20 protein-coding genes are annotated in these 14,393 nt (G+C 62.1%); 10 read left to right on the forward strand and 10 right to left on the reverse strand.

What is annotated here, in order from left to right:
• Positions 1-16: 16 nt before the first annotated feature.
• Entirely contained in the window at positions 17-391 is a 375-nt protein-coding gene (locus tag J2X71_RS29080) for a MarR family winged helix-turn-helix transcriptional regulator (RefSeq protein ID WP_405049772.1), read from the reverse strand.
• Positions 392-485: 94 nt separating this feature from the next.
• Positions 486-935: a MarR family transcriptional regulator gene (locus J2X71_RS29085; protein WP_310387703.1), complete on the reverse strand. Its 450-nt coding sequence runs from the start codon at positions 933-935 to the stop codon at positions 486-488.
• 85 nt (positions 936-1,020) lie between these two features.
• Between J2X71_RS29085 and J2X71_RS29090 the strand changes: the two genes are divergently transcribed.
• Complete coding sequence (locus tag J2X71_RS29090) at positions 1,021-2,853, forward strand: chloride channel protein (RefSeq protein ID WP_310387705.1); 1,833 nt, start codon at positions 1,021-1,023, stop codon at positions 2,851-2,853.
• 63 nt (positions 2,854-2,916) lie between these two features.
• Here the strand turns inward: J2X71_RS29090 and J2X71_RS29095 are convergent, their stop codons facing one another.
• Positions 2,917-3,177 carry a hypothetical protein gene (locus tag J2X71_RS29095; RefSeq protein ID WP_310387707.1) on the reverse strand — a complete coding sequence of 87 codons (261 nt, stop codon included), beginning with the start codon at positions 3,175-3,177 and terminating at the stop codon, positions 2,917-2,919.
• Between the two features lie 7 nt (positions 3,178-3,184).
• Positions 3,185-3,385 carry a hypothetical protein gene (locus tag J2X71_RS29100; protein ID WP_310387709.1) on the reverse strand — a complete coding sequence of 67 codons (201 nt, stop codon included), beginning with the start codon at positions 3,383-3,385 and terminating at the stop codon, positions 3,185-3,187.
• A 255-nt stretch (positions 3,386-3,640) separates the two neighbouring features.
• On the opposite strand from J2X71_RS29100, the gene J2X71_RS29105 reads away from it, so the two are divergent.
• A complete protein-coding gene (locus J2X71_RS29105; RefSeq protein WP_310387710.1) occupies positions 3,641-3,805 on the forward strand; it encodes a hypothetical protein in 165 nt (54 codons plus the stop codon).
• A gap of 56 nt (positions 3,806-3,861) precedes the next feature.
• Here the strand turns inward: J2X71_RS29105 and J2X71_RS29110 are convergent, their stop codons facing one another.
• On the reverse strand, positions 3,862-4,173 hold the full coding sequence (locus tag J2X71_RS29110; protein WP_192733019.1) for a hypothetical protein: 312 nt from the start codon (positions 4,171-4,173) through the stop codon (positions 3,862-3,864).
• Positions 4,174-4,406: 233 nt separating this feature from the next.
• Between J2X71_RS29110 and J2X71_RS29115 the strand changes: the two genes are divergently transcribed.
• Positions 4,407-4,793, forward strand: a complete 387-nt coding sequence (locus tag J2X71_RS29115) for a VOC family protein (protein WP_405049773.1) — start codon at positions 4,407-4,409, stop codon at positions 4,791-4,793.
• A gap of 7 nt (positions 4,794-4,800) precedes the next feature.
• On the opposite strand, the gene J2X71_RS29120 is transcribed toward J2X71_RS29115, so the two are convergent.
• Positions 4,801-5,547 carry a sulfite exporter TauE/SafE family protein gene (locus tag J2X71_RS29120; protein ID WP_310387716.1) on the reverse strand — a complete coding sequence of 249 codons (747 nt, stop codon included), beginning with the start codon at positions 5,545-5,547 and terminating at the stop codon, positions 4,801-4,803.
• A gap of 97 nt (positions 5,548-5,644) precedes the next feature.
• On the opposite strand from J2X71_RS29120, the gene J2X71_RS29125 reads away from it, so the two are divergent.
• Positions 5,645-6,574, forward strand: coding sequence for a LysR family transcriptional regulator (locus tag J2X71_RS29125; protein WP_113323492.1), 930 nt, complete (start codon positions 5,645-5,647; stop codon positions 6,572-6,574).
• On the opposite strand, the gene J2X71_RS29130 is transcribed toward J2X71_RS29125, so the two are convergent.
• Positions 6,512-7,735 (reverse strand): alpha/beta fold hydrolase, encoded by a 1,224-nt coding sequence (locus J2X71_RS29130; RefSeq protein ID WP_310387719.1) that lies wholly within the window; start codon positions 7,733-7,735, stop codon positions 6,512-6,514. The genes J2X71_RS29125 and J2X71_RS29130 overlap by 63 nt on opposite strands.
• Positions 7,736-7,885: 150 nt before the next feature.
• Here J2X71_RS29130 and J2X71_RS29135 point away from each other — a divergent pair, with 150 nt between their 5' ends.
• The 4 genes from J2X71_RS29135 to J2X71_RS29150 all read left to right on the forward strand — a co-directional run bounded on the left by J2X71_RS29135 (position 7,886) and on the right by J2X71_RS29150 (position 11,595).
• Positions 7,886-9,439 carry an acetolactate synthase large subunit gene (locus J2X71_RS29135; RefSeq protein ID WP_310387720.1) on the forward strand — a complete coding sequence of 518 codons (1,554 nt, stop codon included), beginning with the start codon at positions 7,886-7,888 and terminating at the stop codon, positions 9,437-9,439.
• 91 nt (positions 9,440-9,530) lie between these two features.
• Positions 9,531-10,427: an AraC family transcriptional regulator gene (locus J2X71_RS29140; RefSeq protein WP_310387722.1), complete on the forward strand. Its 897-nt coding sequence runs from the start codon at positions 9,531-9,533 to the stop codon at positions 10,425-10,427.
• A 62-nt stretch (positions 10,428-10,489) separates the two neighbouring features.
• Entirely contained in the window at positions 10,490-11,368 is an 879-nt protein-coding gene (locus J2X71_RS29145) for an NAD(P)H-binding protein (RefSeq protein ID WP_310387724.1), read from the forward strand.
• A 77-nt stretch (positions 11,369-11,445) separates the two neighbouring features.
• Complete coding sequence (locus J2X71_RS29150; RefSeq protein WP_113308362.1) at positions 11,446-11,595, forward strand: hypothetical protein; 150 nt, start codon at positions 11,446-11,448, stop codon at positions 11,593-11,595.
• Positions 11,596-11,684: 89 nt separating this feature from the next.
• On the opposite strand, the gene J2X71_RS29155 is transcribed toward J2X71_RS29150, so the two are convergent.
• Positions 11,685-11,981 (reverse strand): hypothetical protein, encoded by a 297-nt coding sequence (locus tag J2X71_RS29155; RefSeq protein WP_310387727.1) that lies wholly within the window; start codon positions 11,979-11,981, stop codon positions 11,685-11,687.
• Between the two features lie 147 nt (positions 11,982-12,128).
• Here J2X71_RS29155 and J2X71_RS29160 point away from each other — a divergent pair, with 147 nt between their 5' ends.
• Complete coding sequence (locus tag J2X71_RS29160; RefSeq protein ID WP_405049768.1) at positions 12,129-12,545, forward strand: YkvA family protein; 417 nt, start codon at positions 12,129-12,131, stop codon at positions 12,543-12,545.
• A 23-nt stretch (positions 12,546-12,568) separates the two neighbouring features.
• Here J2X71_RS29160 and J2X71_RS29165 read toward each other — a convergent pair whose 3' ends face one another.
• Positions 12,569-13,459, reverse strand: coding sequence for a LysR substrate-binding domain-containing protein (locus tag J2X71_RS29165; protein ID WP_007819098.1), 891 nt, complete (start codon positions 13,457-13,459; stop codon positions 12,569-12,571).
• A gap of 169 nt (positions 13,460-13,628) precedes the next feature.
• Here J2X71_RS29165 and J2X71_RS29170 point away from each other — a divergent pair, with 169 nt between their 5' ends.
• A complete protein-coding gene (locus tag J2X71_RS29170; RefSeq protein ID WP_310387729.1) occupies positions 13,629-13,790 on the forward strand; it encodes a DUF1127 domain-containing protein in 162 nt (53 codons plus the stop codon).
• 14 nt (positions 13,791-13,804) lie between these two features.
• Here the strand turns inward: J2X71_RS29170 and J2X71_RS29175 are convergent, their stop codons facing one another.
• Positions 13,805-14,341: a 2'-5' RNA ligase family protein gene (locus tag J2X71_RS29175; RefSeq protein ID WP_310387731.1), complete on the reverse strand. Its 537-nt coding sequence runs from the start codon at positions 14,339-14,341 to the stop codon at positions 13,805-13,807.
• Positions 14,342-14,393: the final 52 nt, after the last annotated feature.

The raw sequence follows: 14,393 nt of genomic DNA on the forward strand, positions 1-14,393 counted from the left end.
GCCCGATGACCTCACGCTAGCTCGGCCAGGGATCGGACTTGAGTTCGCCACCCGCCTGCAGGCTCTGCAGCATATCGATGAGTTTCGGCGCCATTTCCCTGATTTCGGTCAGATGAATGGCCGTCAGCCGCCTCAGCACGGCATCCGCCTTTTCGGTCAGCTCCAGCGTCTGGCGACGTTTGTCGGCCGGGTCCGTTTGGCGCAAGACATAGCCTGCGGTAACCAGCCTGCCGACGAGTTCGGTTGCCGAATGCGGCGCGATCAGCAGACGTTCGGCCAGAATGCCGATCGTCATGGCGTCTTCACTGCAATGACCGCGGATCGCCAGCAGCGCCTGATGCTGCTGCGTCGGCAGGCCCTCTTCCTGGGCGGCCGAGGCGCTGAAATCCATGAAGCGGCGCAGCGTATAGCGCAGGTTGGAGAGCGCCTCGTAATCGGCATCCGTCAGATCGTTTTTTGGCGTCTTCACCTTGCGTCCCCTGCGATCATTGCATCCATGCGGCCATCTCCATCTGCCGGTGATCCTGCAGCATGCGCAGCGCCTGCATGAGTTCTGGCGCCATCTCGCGGATCTCATAGAGATGAGCGGGCGTTAGACGACGCAATAGCTCTTCTGCCTGTGCTGTCAACATAACTGCCGGCCGGCGCTTCTGTTTCGCGTCGATCGTGACATGGCCGGCCTCCTGCAGCGAAGCTGCAAGTTCTGCGGCCTCGGCCGGCGAAAGTAAGAGCTTCTCCGCAAGACCGGACAGGCTCATGCGGCCGCCGACGCCGAGCCCCTTGATCGCGAGCAGCGCCTGATGCTGCTGCTGCCGCGTCAGGCCGAGTTTTTCGGCCGCCTTCCCGCTGAACTGGCGAAACTTGCGGATCCTGTATCTCAGATTGGCGAGCGCCTCATATTCGATTTCCGATAGAGCGCGGTCTACGTTCCTCATGGTTCCAACTCCTGATTTTGGCTGTTGATTTATATCGTGCTACGATATATTTGCCGCAAGAACGAAGCCGTCAACAGGACCTGCAATGCCTCCCCAGAAAACCCCACATCGTCCCCATGATTTCATGGGTGGCCTCTCCCGGCGCAAGGCCGGGGATTTCACCACGGACAAACGTGTCTTGGCCCTCGTCGGCATGGCGCTGATCGTCGGCACCGGCGGCGCTTTTGCCGCCTGGGTTCTGGTCAGTCTCATCTCGCTGGTGACAAACCTCGTCTGGTTCCACCGCTTCAGCATTGCGGCCGTCTCGATGGCGCAGGCGCCACGCTCCGTCTGGATGGTTATCATTCCCGTCATCGGCGGCCTCGTCATCGGGCTGATGGCCCGCTTCGGCTCCGAAAAGATCCGCGGCCACGGCATTCCCGAGGCGATCGAGGCGATCCTGATCGGCGGCAGCCGCATGTCGCCGAAAGTGGCGATCCTGAAGCCGCTCTCCTCGGCGATCTCGATCGGCACCGGCGGCCCCTTCGGCGCGGAGGGCCCGATCATCATGACGGGCGGCGCGATCGGCTCGCTCTTTGCCCAGTGCTATCATCTGAGTTCGGCCGAGCGCAAGACGCTGCTGGTCGCCGGTGCCGCCGCCGGCATGACGGCAATCTTCGGCTCGCCGATCGCCGCCATCATGCTCGCTGTCGAACTGCTGCTGTTCGAATGGAAGCCGCGCAGCTTCATCCCGGTCGCGGTCGCGGCCTGCGTGTCGATCTGCTGGCGCCCCTTCCTGTTTCAGGCCGGGCCGCTCTTCCCGAAACAGTTCCACATGGACCTGCCGTGGTGGGGCATCCTGCTCTGCGCCGCTGTCGGTATCGTCGCCGGACTGCAATCCGGCATCCTGACGACGCTGCTCTACAAGATCGAGGATCTGTTCGAGGCGCTGCCGATCCACTGGATGTGGTGCCCGGCGCTCGGTGGCGTCGTCATCGGCCTCGGCGGCCTTATCGAGCCGCGGGTGCTTGGTGTCGGCTACGATATCATCGACGGCCTGCTGAACGGCAGCATCCTGCCGGCCGCTGTGCTGACGATCCTCTTGGTGAAAGCCGCGATCTGGCTGGTTGCCCTGTCATCGGGCACTTCGGGCGGTGTGCTGGCGCCGCTGCTCATCTTCGGCGGCGCACTCGGCTGGCTGCTCGGCCTCTTCCTTCCCGGCGATCCCGGCTTCTGGGCCCTGCTCGGCATGGCCGCCATGATGGGCGGCACGATGCGCGCGCCGCTGACGGGCACCTTCTTCGCCGTAGAACTGACAGGCGACGTCTCGGCGCTGCTGCCGCTGCTGGCGGCGACCGTTGCTGCCTATGCGGTCACGGTCCTGCTGCTGCGCCGTTCGATCCTGACGGAGAAGATCGCCCGCCGCGGCCAGCACATCACCCGCGAATACGGCATCGATCCCTTCGAGTTCTCCCGCGCCCGCGACATCATGATCAAGGAGGTCGATACTTTCCCGGCGGATATGACGGTCGCTGACGTGACCCATTTCTTCATGGCGACGCCGAAGACCCACCGCGTCTATCCTGTCGTCGATGGCAAAGGCATCGTGAAAGGCCTGGTCTCGCGCGGCGATGCGCTCCGCTGGCAGCAAGATGGCACGCTTGCCGACCAGACGCTCGGCGATCTCGTCTCCGACAGCTCGCTGCCAACAGCCCATTCCGACGATACGGTCGGTTATGTCGCCGACCTGATGCTGGCGACCGATGCCGGCCGCATTCCGATCGTCGATGCAGAAAACGGAGAGTTGCGCGGCCTCGTCGCCCGCAAGGATCTGCTGCGGCTGCGCCATTCGCTCAGGGCAAGCGAGACGGAGCGCCAGCCCTATTTCGGATCGCGCCGGCAGATGGGCGAAGGGCACCTCGGGGAAGGACGCATGTGATGCTGGAGCTTCGGATATTCGTCGAGGTCGCCCGCCGTCAGCATGTGGCGGCGGAGAGCCGGCTCATTGCAGCAGATGCAGGCCAGCCGCGACGAAGGCAAGCCAGAGCGCTTCACTCCAATGGTTGAAGCTGCCGGCGTAATAGCGCTGGCGCTTGAAGGACGCGACCATCATCATCAGGGCCGCATAGAGGAGCAGGCATTTCGATGCCGTCTCCAGAGTGTTGGACCGCGCAAAGAGGGCGATGGCCAGAGCTATATAACACTTCCAGACGAAGCGCCCGACCGTCGCCTTCGATATATCGTCCAGCTCGATTGACTTCATCGTGCCCTCAGCCCGCGACCCAGAGGATGCAGGCAAGGCCAGCAAAGAAGACGGCGAGAACCAGCGCGAGCCTCAGAAATATCCAGAGATCGTCCGCATGATCGAACGTCACCTCGGTTCTGCGCTGCTGCGCGTTCAAGGACGGATGAGACTGAGCCACATGGCGCATGCGCGCCTGCATGTAATAAGCCCACCAACGACCATACATCGCTTCGTTCCTTTCGCATTGTCAGCGCGGACGAAGACCGTCCGCGTCAGGCAAAGCTACTGGTTCGGGCATATGTTTTCGATTGGGACGGAAGGGCGCCGGCATAGGCTTCCCATAAAGACAAACGGGATCGTCATCGGCCTGCACGCCTTAATGCAATTCCTATATTCCCTGCCCCGCAGCAATATCGATTTCCTATGGGCTTTTCGGCAGACTCGCTCTTGTATCCTGTCGATGACCTCAAGGAAGAAACCCATGTTCGGCCGCAGCGGCGTAACTTACCTGGCGCGTGAACGCGAGATCATTGCCGGCCGCGCTCGAACCGGAAAGACCTATCGGCACTTTCTGACGAGCCTGATGACCACAGGCATCCTCGTCGTCTTGCTGGCTGGCGCCATCGTCATCCGTCTGGCTGCTTGAGATGTTGCTTTTGCCGGCAGCAGGCCATCATGCGCGAGCATGATGGCCGTAAGGCATTAGCGGCCGAGCCAGCGATATTCCTCGATCGACGCCTTGCCGGTCTTCTTGTCGTAGAGGCAGATCAGGTTGACGTTCTTGACCTTGCTCTTGCCCTTACCCATCGAGCCGCGCAGCAGCACGGCGACTTTGCCTGTCGCATCGTCGAAGACAACAGGAGCGGTCGCCTCTGGTGTATCCATGCCCGACTGGCCGATGCAGGTGCCGTTCACCTTGGCGAAGAGCGCATTCCACGCAGCATCGCTGGAGGCGCCGGCATAGTGAGCCGAAACCAGCATGGCGGTTGCCGCAATCGTCATTGTCTTGATCATTCTCAAACCCTCGTTGAACGGAAAGGAATCGCGCATCGCGTGGGGCCAGTTTAGTGATGAGCGAGCGGGGCCAAAAGAAGGCGGTGGATGCATCGCGTGGAGATGGTGTGCCGGGGCACAATGCCTTCACCTATCTCCCAAGGCTCCTTGTTCGTGATAACTTTTCACGTTGCCCGCCACCCGCCACCCTCTATTTCCAGGGGCACGGCGGGACATGCCGTAACGGCCAGGAGATGCTCGTGTTCCAGAAAATCGACTGCGTCATCCTCAGGGTCTCCGACTTGGACGAAGGCCTGGCCTTTTATTCCCACACCCTCGGCCACAAACTGCTCTGGCGCACACCCGATGCCGCAGGCCTTGCCATGGCGGATACGGACGCCGAACTCGTGCTGCACACCAAAACCGGCCCGGAGGTGGATCTTCTGGTGCCCGAGCTTGCCCCTGCCCTCGCGCGTTTCGAGGCGGCCGGCGGAGAGCGGGTCTGCGAGCCGTTCGAACTGCCGATCGGCATGGCGGCTGTCGTGCGCGATCCCTTCGGCAACGTGCTGACCATGCTCGACCAGAGCAAGGGCACGTTCATGACCGACGCCGAGGGCAATGTGACGGGTGTGGAGCTTTAGCCAAGGCTCAATGCGGCCCGAGGCACATTTCCGCGCCGAGCAGCAGAAGACAGATGAGAAACCAGCGTCGGAAGGTTGCCGGCGCGATCCGACTGCGCAGCACCTGTCCCGCCCACATGCCCGCGAGCGCAGGCAAGATCGCAAGCACCGAAAGCGCAAGATTGCCGTTGTCGAAGGCGCCGCGTACGCCGAGGGACGCTGCAAGCGCAATGGTGGAAACCGTGAAGGACAGGCCGAGCGCCTGCACGAGATCATCCTTCGCACGCCCCAGCGCCTGCAGATAGGGCACGGCCGGAATGACAAAGACGCCTGTGCTGCCCGTCACCAGTCCCGTCGCCGCACCGATGACGGGCGAAAGCCATGGCTCCATCGCCTCCGGCACCCGGAGCCGACGCGCAAACAGCGCATAGACCGCGTAGAGCACAAGCGTTGCGCCGAGCCCCCTCGTCGTGAGGCTGATATCGCTGGCCGCAAGCCATGACGAACCAAGCATCGTTCCCGCAATAATGGCTGTCATCCTCGGCCAGAACCGCCGCAGAAGCGGACCGAAACCCGGTCCTGCGAACAACTGCCAGACATTGGTGACGAAGGACGGCGCGATGAGAAGGCTTGCTGCGGTCAGCGGTGAGGTCAAAACCCCCAATACGCCCATGGCGACCGTCGGAAGTCCCATGCCGGTGACACCTTTGACGATGCCGGCGGCAAAGAAGGTGGCGGTGACGGCTGACATGAAAATGATGGAAAGATCGGACATGACGCATCGCTAGCAGCTTCCGATATCGGCACAATGCGGAAGTTCCCGAGCCTGCCTTCGGCTGGCCCGAAGGCAGGAAATGGCCTATCGTGGCGAAATGCGTTTTGATCTCACCGACCTTCGCCTGTTCCTGGCCGTCGTCGATGCCGGCAGCATTACCCATGGGGCGGCAGATGTGGGGCTTTCGCTGGCCGCTGCAAGCGAGCGCCTGCGCGACATGGAGGCGCTCGGTGAAGTCACCCTGCTGGAACGCGGCCGGCGTGGCGTCTCTCCGACAGAGGCCGGAGAAGCGCTGGCTCACCATGCCCGCGTGATCCTCGGCCAGATCAGGCAGATGCATGGCGAGCTCGGCGAATATGCGCGGGGCTTGCGCTCGACGATCAGCATCCTCGCCAACACGGCCGCCATATCGGAACACCTGCCTGAAAAGCTGGCGGACTGGATGGCCACCAACCCGCAGGTAGATCTGCGATTGAAAGAACGGCAGAGCGTCGAGATTGCCCGAAGCGTGGCGGCTGGCCATGCCGAGATCGGTATCCTCTCTGCCGCGGCTGACATGGCCGGGCTGACGGTGCGACCTTTCGCGACCGACCGGCTCGTCGTCGTTGCAAGCAACAGCCATCCTCTGGCCCTGGAGAGCAGCATCCGCTTCGCCGATCTCGTCGATGAGCATTTCATCGGCCTCGCCGGCGGCGCCCTGCAGGATCATATCGATGCGCAGGCCAGCCGCATCGGCATTCGGCTGAAGATCCGCGTGCGGCTGCGCGATTTCGAGGCCATCTGCCGGCTGGCCGGTGCTGGCGTCGGTATCGGCATCGTGCCTGATACGGCGGTCCGCCGCCAAAAACGATCGTCCGGGATTGCCATCATCCGCCTGTCGGATGATTGGGCGACACGGCAACTGGTCGTCTGCACGGAGCAAGGGGCGGAACTGCCCGTCCATGCCCGCAGACTTCTGGACCATCTAGCTGCTGCCCGGCCCGAATTGCGCGTCGAGCCAGTCCAGAACCCGCCTGTTGAGCAGTGACCGGTTCTTCATCTCGCAATGGCCATCCGCGCCCTCTGCGGCAGTGAACCGCATCAGCGTCTTGGGGCAGCGCAGCGTATCGAAGAAAAAGCCGGCATCGGCGGCGAGCCCGTCATTCTCCGCCTGGGTGATCAATGTGGCGCATTGAATGCGTTCCGCATGTCCCCGCATGGTGAAGAGCTCGGCCGAGGCGAGGAAGGCGCTCAGACTATCCACCCCATGCACCCAGAAACCCCGCTGCACCACCTTCCAGTTCAGCACTGGATTGCTACGGATGAAGGCATCCATCGTATCGATCAGTTTCTGGTCGAGAGCACCGAGATCAGCCACCGCTTCCGCAGGCACGCCGAATTTTTGGATGATGACCCTGCGAAAGCCATCGGCAATGCTCCAGGTGCCGGGATCGGCAATCAGCGCGGCAATGCGCGGCTCGTCCGCCGCCCCGCGCGGCGCCAGAAGCCCGCCGAGGCTCCAGCCGCTGAGCGCGATACGATCGGCGTCGACGAGCGGATAGTTCACCGCAAAATCCACCACCGCCCTGATGACCACGTCCCAGTCCGGCCGCAGCGGGATGCCGTGCTCGTAGAGCATGGAGCCCTGGCCGGGGCCGTCGAAGAGCAGGCTGTGATAGCCGCGCCGCGAGGCTGCGACCGCGCAGGCGAAATAGGTGTCCGTGATGGTGCAGTCATAGCCGTTGTTGAAGATGATGAGCGGCCGCATCTCATGCTCGAGACCCTGCGCCGGAATGAAATATCCAGGCATCGGCGTCTCATCGAGCGGAATGGAAAGCCGCTCGATCGTCGGTGCCGAGAGCCCTAGCCCCATCTCCAGCGCATCTGTCTGCTTGCGGAAGGCGGTAAGCAGACGCGGGTCGACAGGCGCGCCGTAGAGCGGATGATAGGAGGCGGAGTAGAAGACGCTTGCCCGCAAATAAAGCTCGCGCGCGCTGACCTTATGCCCCGCCGAAAGCGCAGCTTCGGCTTCGCCTTTCAGCCGGTCGCCAGCCGAAACCCACGCCTCGTAGAAAGCACCGTGATCGCCGTCGCCGACAGCTTCCGCCACGGCCCGGATCTCGCCGAAATCCGCCCCGCCATAGGGAATATAGGCGATCGGCCAGTTGCCGAAATCCTCATGCAACTCGTTCCTGAACAGCATGCTCATCGCCAACTTCCCCAATGGCTGCCGCGGCCGCGATGATTATAAAGGCGGCTTGAAGCCCCATCACAAAAGCTCACGCCGGCCGGATGCAATATTCAAGGTTGTTCTTATACTCTTCCCGTGCAAGGCTGTTGTAAACAGGAGGAAACGGCCATGAATGGTGCAGACAGCCTGTGTGATACGCTGCTGGCAAACGATGTCAGGGTGTGCTTTGCCAATCCCGGCACATCGGAAATGCATTTTGTGGCAGCGCTCGACCGCAAGCCCCAGATGCGCTGCGTGCTCGGCCTCTCCGAGGGCGTTGTCACTGGAGCGGCCGATGGTTATGCGCGCATGACCGACCGACCGGCAGCGACCTTGCTCCACACCGGACCAGGGCTGGCGAACGGCCTTGCCAATCTCCACAATGCGCGCCGGGCAAGGGTTCCCGTCATCAACATCGTTGGCGATCACGCCTCCTATCATCTTGCCCTTGATGCGCCGCTGACATCTGATATCGAAAGCCTCGCTGCGCCGATGTCAAACTGGGTGCGTCGCATCAGCGGCCCCGAGGATGTGGCAGACGCGACGGAGGCTGCCTTCCGTGCCTCATTGTCACCCCCTGGTGTGGCAACGCTCATCCTGCCGGCAGATGCCGCTTGGGGCCATGTCGAAACGGATCAGCCGGTCAGGCTGTCCCGGCCGGTGCCATCGGCCGTGAACATGGACGTCGTGCGCGAGGTTGCCGCCGCTATCAGAGATACGCCCGGCGAGGCCGGAATCCTCGTCAGCGGTGCGGCTGCCCGTGCCGACTGCCTGGAGATTGCGGGTGCAATTGCGGCCGCCAAGGATGTGCGTCTCTTCAGCGAGATGCAATTGCCGAGGGTCGAGCGCGGCCGCGGCCGTGTCGCTCTGACCCGCATCCCCTATCCGATCGACGCCGCCCTTGATCTGCTGGCCGATATTGATGTGCTCGTATTGGCAGGCGCGCCAGAGCCCGTCGCCTTCTTTGCCTATCCGGGCAAGCCTGGACGGCTGGTGCGCAAAGGCTGCAAGGTTCTGACCCTTGCAAGGCATGGCGAAGATCTGAAAGGCGCGCTGGAAGCACTCAGGGACGAACTCGGCGTCAGGCAGTCACTACCTCCGTCGCGATCATCGGGCCTTTCCGACGATATCGTTCCGTTCGGGCATCTGACCGAGGATGCGATCGCAGTGATGGTGGCGGCAAGACTTCCCGACAATGCCATTATCTGCGACGAGGGGGTCACCTCGGCCCGCCGCTTCTTCGAACTTTCGGCCGGCTCGGCGCCACACGACTACCTGATGAACACCGGCGGCTCGATCGGCTGCGGTATCCCGCTTGCGACGGGTGCGGCGGTCGCCTGCCCCGACCGCAAGGTCATCAATCTGCAGGCGGATGGCAGCGGCATGTATACGGTGCAGGGCCTGTGGACGCAGGCGCGGGAAAATCTCGACGTGATCACGATCATCTTCGCCAACCGCGCCTATGCCGTGCTGCATGCCGAGATGCGCAATGTCGGCGTCGACGGCATCGGCGAGAACGCGCGGCGGATGATGAACCTCGATCACCCGGCCTGGGACTGGGTGTTGGTCGCCAAGGGCATGGGCGTCGATGCCGCGGGTGCGCATAGCTGCGAGCAATTTGCCGATCTCTTCGAAAGCGCGCTCAGGCGCCGCGGACCATTTCTCATCGAGGCGATCATCTGAGCTTTCAGGCATGGCCGGTTGGCAAGGCGGCGATTGAGACGTAGCATCCGGCCTTAAGCCGAAAGCCCCAAGCTAAAAGCAAAGACAGATCATGACAGCTTCATCCCTGCAGACCTCACCGCAGATCCTGCTGACCAGCGCCGGACGGGCGTGGAGTGGGCTCGCGGCCGACTTCCTGCATATTCCGCGCGGCATCTCTCGTGTGCCGGGTGGTGACATGCATCGTCTGGGCATCCACTTCGGCCCGCCCGTCAATGCCGATTGCCACTGCGGCGGCCGGCGCATGCGCCGCGTGCAGAAGCCCGGCGATATCGATGTCATCCCGGCCGGCCTCGACGGGTCCTGGGAGGATGATGCCGATTGCCGGATCCTGCGCGTGAGTCTCGATCCCTCGCGGCTGGAACAGGTCGCGGAAGATCTCGGACGGGATGCCGGCAAGATCGAGCTGCAGCCGCGATTTCAGCTGCGTGACGCCGGCATCGAGGCGATCTGCCGGGCGATCAAGGCGGATCTGGAAGCCGATACGCCCTCCGACCCGCTCTACATCGATCTTCTCGCCAACGCGCTCGCCATCCGGCTGATCGAGACGTCGAGCGCCGCCGCGCCGCGGCCCGAGATCAACGGCGAACCGAAACTCTCGGCCCGGCAATTGCGGATGCTGACGGAATTCATCGAGACCCATCTGGACCGGAAGCTGCATCTGGCCGACCTTGCGGTCGTTGCCGGTGTCAGCATCACACGGCTGAAGAGCCTGTTTCGCAAGAGCACCGGCGTTTCCGTGCACCAATATGTCATCCGCCGGCGCGTCGAATATGCCCGCGCCCTGATGACGACGACGGATATGGCCGCAAGCGAGATCGCGCTTGCCGCGGGCTTTGCCCATCAGAGCCATATGGCAACGACCATGCGCCGGCTCACGGGCCAGACACCCGGCGAGATCCTGCGCGAAGTCGGCGAATTCCGCCCGAAACTGCAAAGACCGGCCTGAATTTGTGCGACGCCTTCGGGCTCGCCCTTTAGTCCTTGCGCGTCATCAGCAAGGAGAAACACATGATTGCAATCCTCGGAGCCGCCGGAAAAATCGGCTATTCGACCGCCAAGGCACTGCGCGAGGCAGGTGTGCCCGTGCGCGCTATCCTGCGCGATCCGGCAAAGGCTGACCGCCTGACCGCCATCGGCTGCGATGTCGCATTTGCCGATCTGCAGGACGCCAAGGCGCTTGCCGGAGCGATATCAGGTGCGGACAGCGTTCAGGTCATCCTGCCGGCCGACCCGCGGGCCGAAGACATAAAAGGCGATATGCGCCGCTCGATGGAAAGCATTGCCGAGGCATTGGAAGAGGCGCGCCCCGCCCTCGTGCTTGCCATTTCCGACTATGGCGCCCATCTCGGCGAGGGTTTCGCCATGCCGAGCATGTTCCACATATTCGAACAGCGCCTTCGCCAACTGGATATGCGCCGGATATTCCTGCGGTCGGCCGAGCATATGGAAGGCTGGGGTCGCGTTGCGCCGGCAGCGATCGCAACCGGCATTCTGCCGAGCTTTCATGACCCGGTCGAAAAGCCGATCCCCAACGTCTCGGCGCAGGATGTCGGCCGGATTGCCGCCGGTCTCCTACTTCGGCCCGACATCGAAACGCGCGAGCAGATCGTTCACGCAGAAGGCCCGCGCCGCTATAGCGCGAGCGACGTGGCTGCAGCGCTGAGCCAGTTGCTGGGCCGCACGATTACTGCTCAAGCCCTGCCCCGCGCGCAATGGCGGGAAAGTCTGGGCCGGGTGATGAGCGCCAGCGCTGCCGATCTTCTAACCGAGCTCTACGACGTGCATAGCAGGGGCGGCCTCATCGACGTCGAGCCGAATGCACGCGATGTCCGCAAAGGCCCCACCGAGTTGATCGACGCGCTCAGGCCTATTGTCGCTGCACGGTGACTTTGAGAGAGATTGTTCTCGCAAGCGGGAACCGGATGAGGCTGAGGGGGATTTACCCCTCAGCACAGGAGGTTCCGATGATCCGCAAACTGAAGTCAGGTGAATATCGTCTCTATTCCCGCAAACCCGATGCGAAGACGCACAAACGCAAGAACCTGGGCACTTTCAAGACCCGGGAAGCGGCTGAGAAGCATGAGCGCGAGGTGCAGTACTTCAAGCATCACTAGCGCAATTCCAGCAAAAGTGTGCAGGCAACAATAGTGCCGTCGTTGTCACCCAACTGCGCAGAGTGTGCTGCGGGAAGATCAGCCTCGCCTCAGTGGCCAACCATGCCTTTCGGATTGTCCCGATAAGGGTCGCTGCGGTTGGGGTCGCTGTAATATGTCCGGTAGCCGCCGCTCGAATAGGTTTCTCGATAGGTGCCATTGAGCTGCTGATGCGTCTGTGAATAGAGATCTCCGTTTCGATACGTATTGTAACCGCCGCCGAGATTCCGCTCTCTGATATAGGTATTACCTGAACTGTCGGTAGAACACGGAGCCGAGATCAGATCGCAGGAAGCAGACGCATTCCCCGCGGTCAGTAAGAAAATCCCAAACAAAACCGCCTTCATGCAAGCTCCCTTTTCGCGAAATCGGCGTCGCGTACGAGTGCAATCTAACTGAAGGGCGAAAAAGAACAAACAGAAAACATCTGGGCTCGGCTCCGTTCCCACTCAATAGATCAAATGTTAAACCACGCCTGCAATGATCCGGCCCGAATGCTCGAACAGACAGGCAGCGCAACAATGGGCGAATGGTTGAAGGCGGCAAAACAATGGGCGCGGAGCGTGAAACGCGATGTCGTGGCGCTCTGGATTGCCGCGCATGACGTTCGCACGCCTGTGGTGGCCAAGATCGTCGCTGGCGCGATTGCTGCCTATGCGCTTTCGCCGGTCGATCTCATCCCGGACTTCGTGCCGGTGCTCGGCTATCTCGATGATCTCATCATCGTCCCGATCGGCATCCTTATCGCCATCCGCCTCATTCCCGCGCCTCTGATGTCGGAATTCAGGGACATGGCCATCGAGCGGGTGCAACGCCCGGTCAGCCGTGCCGGCCTTGTGGCGGTCGTGATCATCTGGCTGCTCGCGGCTGCCCTCTGCATCTGGCTTGCGCGGGATCTGCTTCTTCGCTGAAGCGGAAGCGAGCTTTCGCCGGCCTATTCCCGCACGAAGGCGCCGCGCAGCCAGTCGAGGAAATGGCTTGCAGCCGGCGAGAGCGCCCGGCCCGGTTTCATGATCGCCACAAAGCCGTCCTCGTAGGTCAGGAATTCCGACCGCTCCACGAGCCTCCCGCTCTTCAGCTCCTTCAGCGCAAAGCGCCGCTCGACCAGCGCTACCCCAAGCCCGGTGACGGCAGCGCTCACGCAGAGATGCATATGCGGAAAATAAAGCTCCGACTGTGCCGAGATCCTATGTCCGGTAGCCGCCTGCCAGCTCGTCCACTGCTCACTCAGATGGTCAGGCGAGATGCGCGTCGGGAAGCTGAAGTCATCGCCGTCCGTATTGAACGAATAATCCGGCGCGGAGACCAGGCCGAAGGAGACGGAAGCGAGCGGCACGAACTCGTCCTTCACCTGCGGCCGCGACAGGCGGTCCCAGCTCAGTGTGAAATCCACGCCATCCCTCGCCCGGTTCGTACCGCCGTCGCGCGCGCTTGATGACAAGGAAAGCTGCACGCGGCAGTTCGGATAGAGACTGTAGAATTCCGCCAGACGCGGCACGAGCCAAACCATGGCGAAGGTGGCGCTGCAGGCGATATGCACGCTCGCCTCGTTCCGGCTCGCCTTCAGTTCTTGATAGCGCTCCTCCAGAAGATCGAAGGCCCGCGACACGGTGGCGAAGAAGGCCGCTCCCTCCTCGTTGAGCCGAAGCCCGGTCCCCGATTTTTCGAAAACCGGAATGCCAAGCTGCTCCTGCAGAAGCTGCAACTGCTTGGAAACGGCGCCGTGCGTGCGCCCCAACTCGTCGGCCGCCCGTGTCACCGAGCCGAGACGCGCCGTGGCCTCGAAGGCCCTGAGATAGGACAGTGGTGGCAAATTGCGGGCCATGGCTTCCCTATAGGTGAGTTTTTCTAACAGATGTCGTCAAGATAATGCGCTTTTCCGAGCTCGAATACTGCCATAAAAGCATGACATAAAAGCAAGATGAGCGGAAAAATACGCTCAAATTCCCGCTAACAATAGGTGAGTTTTGCCAACAGAGAAAGGAAATTTCATCATGCACATGACAGATACGCTCCGCCTGTGGCGTGAACGCTGGAGCGAACGCCGCCTCTTTGCCCGTGAACTGGATACCCTGCCTGACGAAACGCTCCGGGATTTCGGCATGACGCGCGAAATCGCCTACCAGCAGAGCCATCGGCCCTTCTGGCGCGCATAAGCGACCGAATAGGTTCAGCCCGGCAATTGCCGGTGCCACAACAGCTCGACCGGATGGAAGCGCACGAGTGAAATCCGCTGCAGGCTTGCGGCCACCGGTTGCCAGAGGCCCGTCGCGCCACTGATTGCCGCCCCGGCCTCTTCGGGGCTTAGTTGCTCAGCGAGCGTGACATGCGGCACCCAGTTTCCCGGCAGATAATGCGGCCAGCACGCCACCCCTGCCGAGGCGGCCGCGGTATGAAAGTCCCGATGAAGGGCGAGCAATTCTGCGGAAACGACAGGCGCGGCGAACAGAACCGAAGCCGGGCCGGGAAAAAGACCGATGCTCGAAAGTTTGATGCTGGGAGCGCTCATGTTCGCGCTGAAGGCGTCGAGCGTGTTTGTGAGAGGCTTGGGGTCGAGCCCGTCATAGACGGCGAGCGATATGTGCGGCTCAACCTTCAAACGACGAGGAGTGACGACATTGGGTGAAATACGCTCCACATGCTCGATGATCGGCTGAAGCTCTGCTGCAGCATACGGGTCCAGCTCCATGTGAACGGCAAAGGGCAAGACATCACCTGCAATGTTGGCAGCCCTATCGGCTCTGATTGCACAGTCCGGT

It is taken from the genome of Rhizobium sp. 1399, assembly GCF_031455475.1.
Taxonomy (GTDB): domain Bacteria; phylum Pseudomonadota; class Alphaproteobacteria; order Rhizobiales; family Rhizobiaceae; genus Rhizobium.

Excerpts from the sequence above, each read along its gene's own strand:
- J2X71_RS29110 (WP_192733019.1), bottom strand. The coding sequence starts at position 4,173 with ATGATCAAGACAATGACGATTGCGGCAACCGCCATGCTGGTTTCGGCT.
- J2X71_RS29165 (WP_007819098.1), bottom strand. The coding sequence starts at position 13,459 with ATGGCCCGCAATTTGCCACCACTGTCCTATCTCAGGGCCTTCGAGGCC.
- J2X71_RS29130 (WP_310387719.1), bottom strand. The coding sequence starts at position 7,735 with ATGAGCATGCTGTTCAGGAACGAGTTGCATGAGGATTTCGGCAACTGG.
- J2X71_RS29150 (WP_113308362.1), top strand. The coding sequence starts at position 11,446 with ATGATCCGCAAACTGAAGTCAGGTGAATATCGTCTCTATTCCCGCAAA.
- J2X71_RS29100 (WP_310387709.1), bottom strand. The coding sequence starts at position 3,385 with ATGTATGGTCGTTGGTGGGCTTATTACATGCAGGCGCGCATGCGCCAT.
- J2X71_RS29120 (WP_310387716.1), bottom strand. The coding sequence starts at position 5,547 with ATGTCCGATCTTTCCATCATTTTCATGTCAGCCGTCACCGCCACCTTC.
- J2X71_RS29135 (WP_310387720.1), top strand. The coding sequence starts at position 7,886 with ATGAATGGTGCAGACAGCCTGTGTGATACGCTGCTGGCAAACGATGTC.
- J2X71_RS29155 (WP_310387727.1), bottom strand. The coding sequence starts at position 11,981 with ATGAAGGCGGTTTTGTTTGGGATTTTCTTACTGACCGCGGGGAATGCG.
- J2X71_RS29140 (WP_310387722.1), top strand. The coding sequence starts at position 9,531 with ATGACAGCTTCATCCCTGCAGACCTCACCGCAGATCCTGCTGACCAGC.
- J2X71_RS29125 (WP_113323492.1), top strand. The coding sequence starts at position 5,645 with ATGCGTTTTGATCTCACCGACCTTCGCCTGTTCCTGGCCGTCGTCGAT.
- J2X71_RS29085 (WP_310387703.1), bottom strand. The coding sequence starts at position 935 with ATGAGGAACGTAGACCGCGCTCTATCGGAAATCGAATATGAGGCGCTC.
- J2X71_RS29145 (WP_310387724.1), top strand. The coding sequence starts at position 10,490 with ATGATTGCAATCCTCGGAGCCGCCGGAAAAATCGGCTATTCGACCGCC.
- J2X71_RS29095 (WP_310387707.1), bottom strand. The coding sequence starts at position 3,177 with ATGAAGTCAATCGAGCTGGACGATATATCGAAGGCGACGGTCGGGCGC.
- J2X71_RS29160 (WP_405049768.1), top strand. The coding sequence starts at position 12,129 with ATGCTCGAACAGACAGGCAGCGCAACAATGGGCGAATGGTTGAAGGCG.
- J2X71_RS29105 (WP_310387710.1), top strand. The coding sequence starts at position 3,641 with ATGTTCGGCCGCAGCGGCGTAACTTACCTGGCGCGTGAACGCGAGATC.
- J2X71_RS29170 (WP_310387729.1), top strand. The coding sequence starts at position 13,629 with ATGCACATGACAGATACGCTCCGCCTGTGGCGTGAACGCTGGAGCGAA.
- J2X71_RS29080 (WP_405049772.1), bottom strand. The coding sequence starts at position 391 with ATGGATTTCAGCGCCTCGGCCGCCCAGGAAGAGGGCCTGCCGACGCAG.
- J2X71_RS29115 (WP_405049773.1), top strand. The coding sequence starts at position 4,407 with ATGCTCGTGTTCCAGAAAATCGACTGCGTCATCCTCAGGGTCTCCGAC.
- J2X71_RS29090 (WP_310387705.1), top strand. The coding sequence starts at position 1,021 with ATGCCTCCCCAGAAAACCCCACATCGTCCCCATGATTTCATGGGTGGC.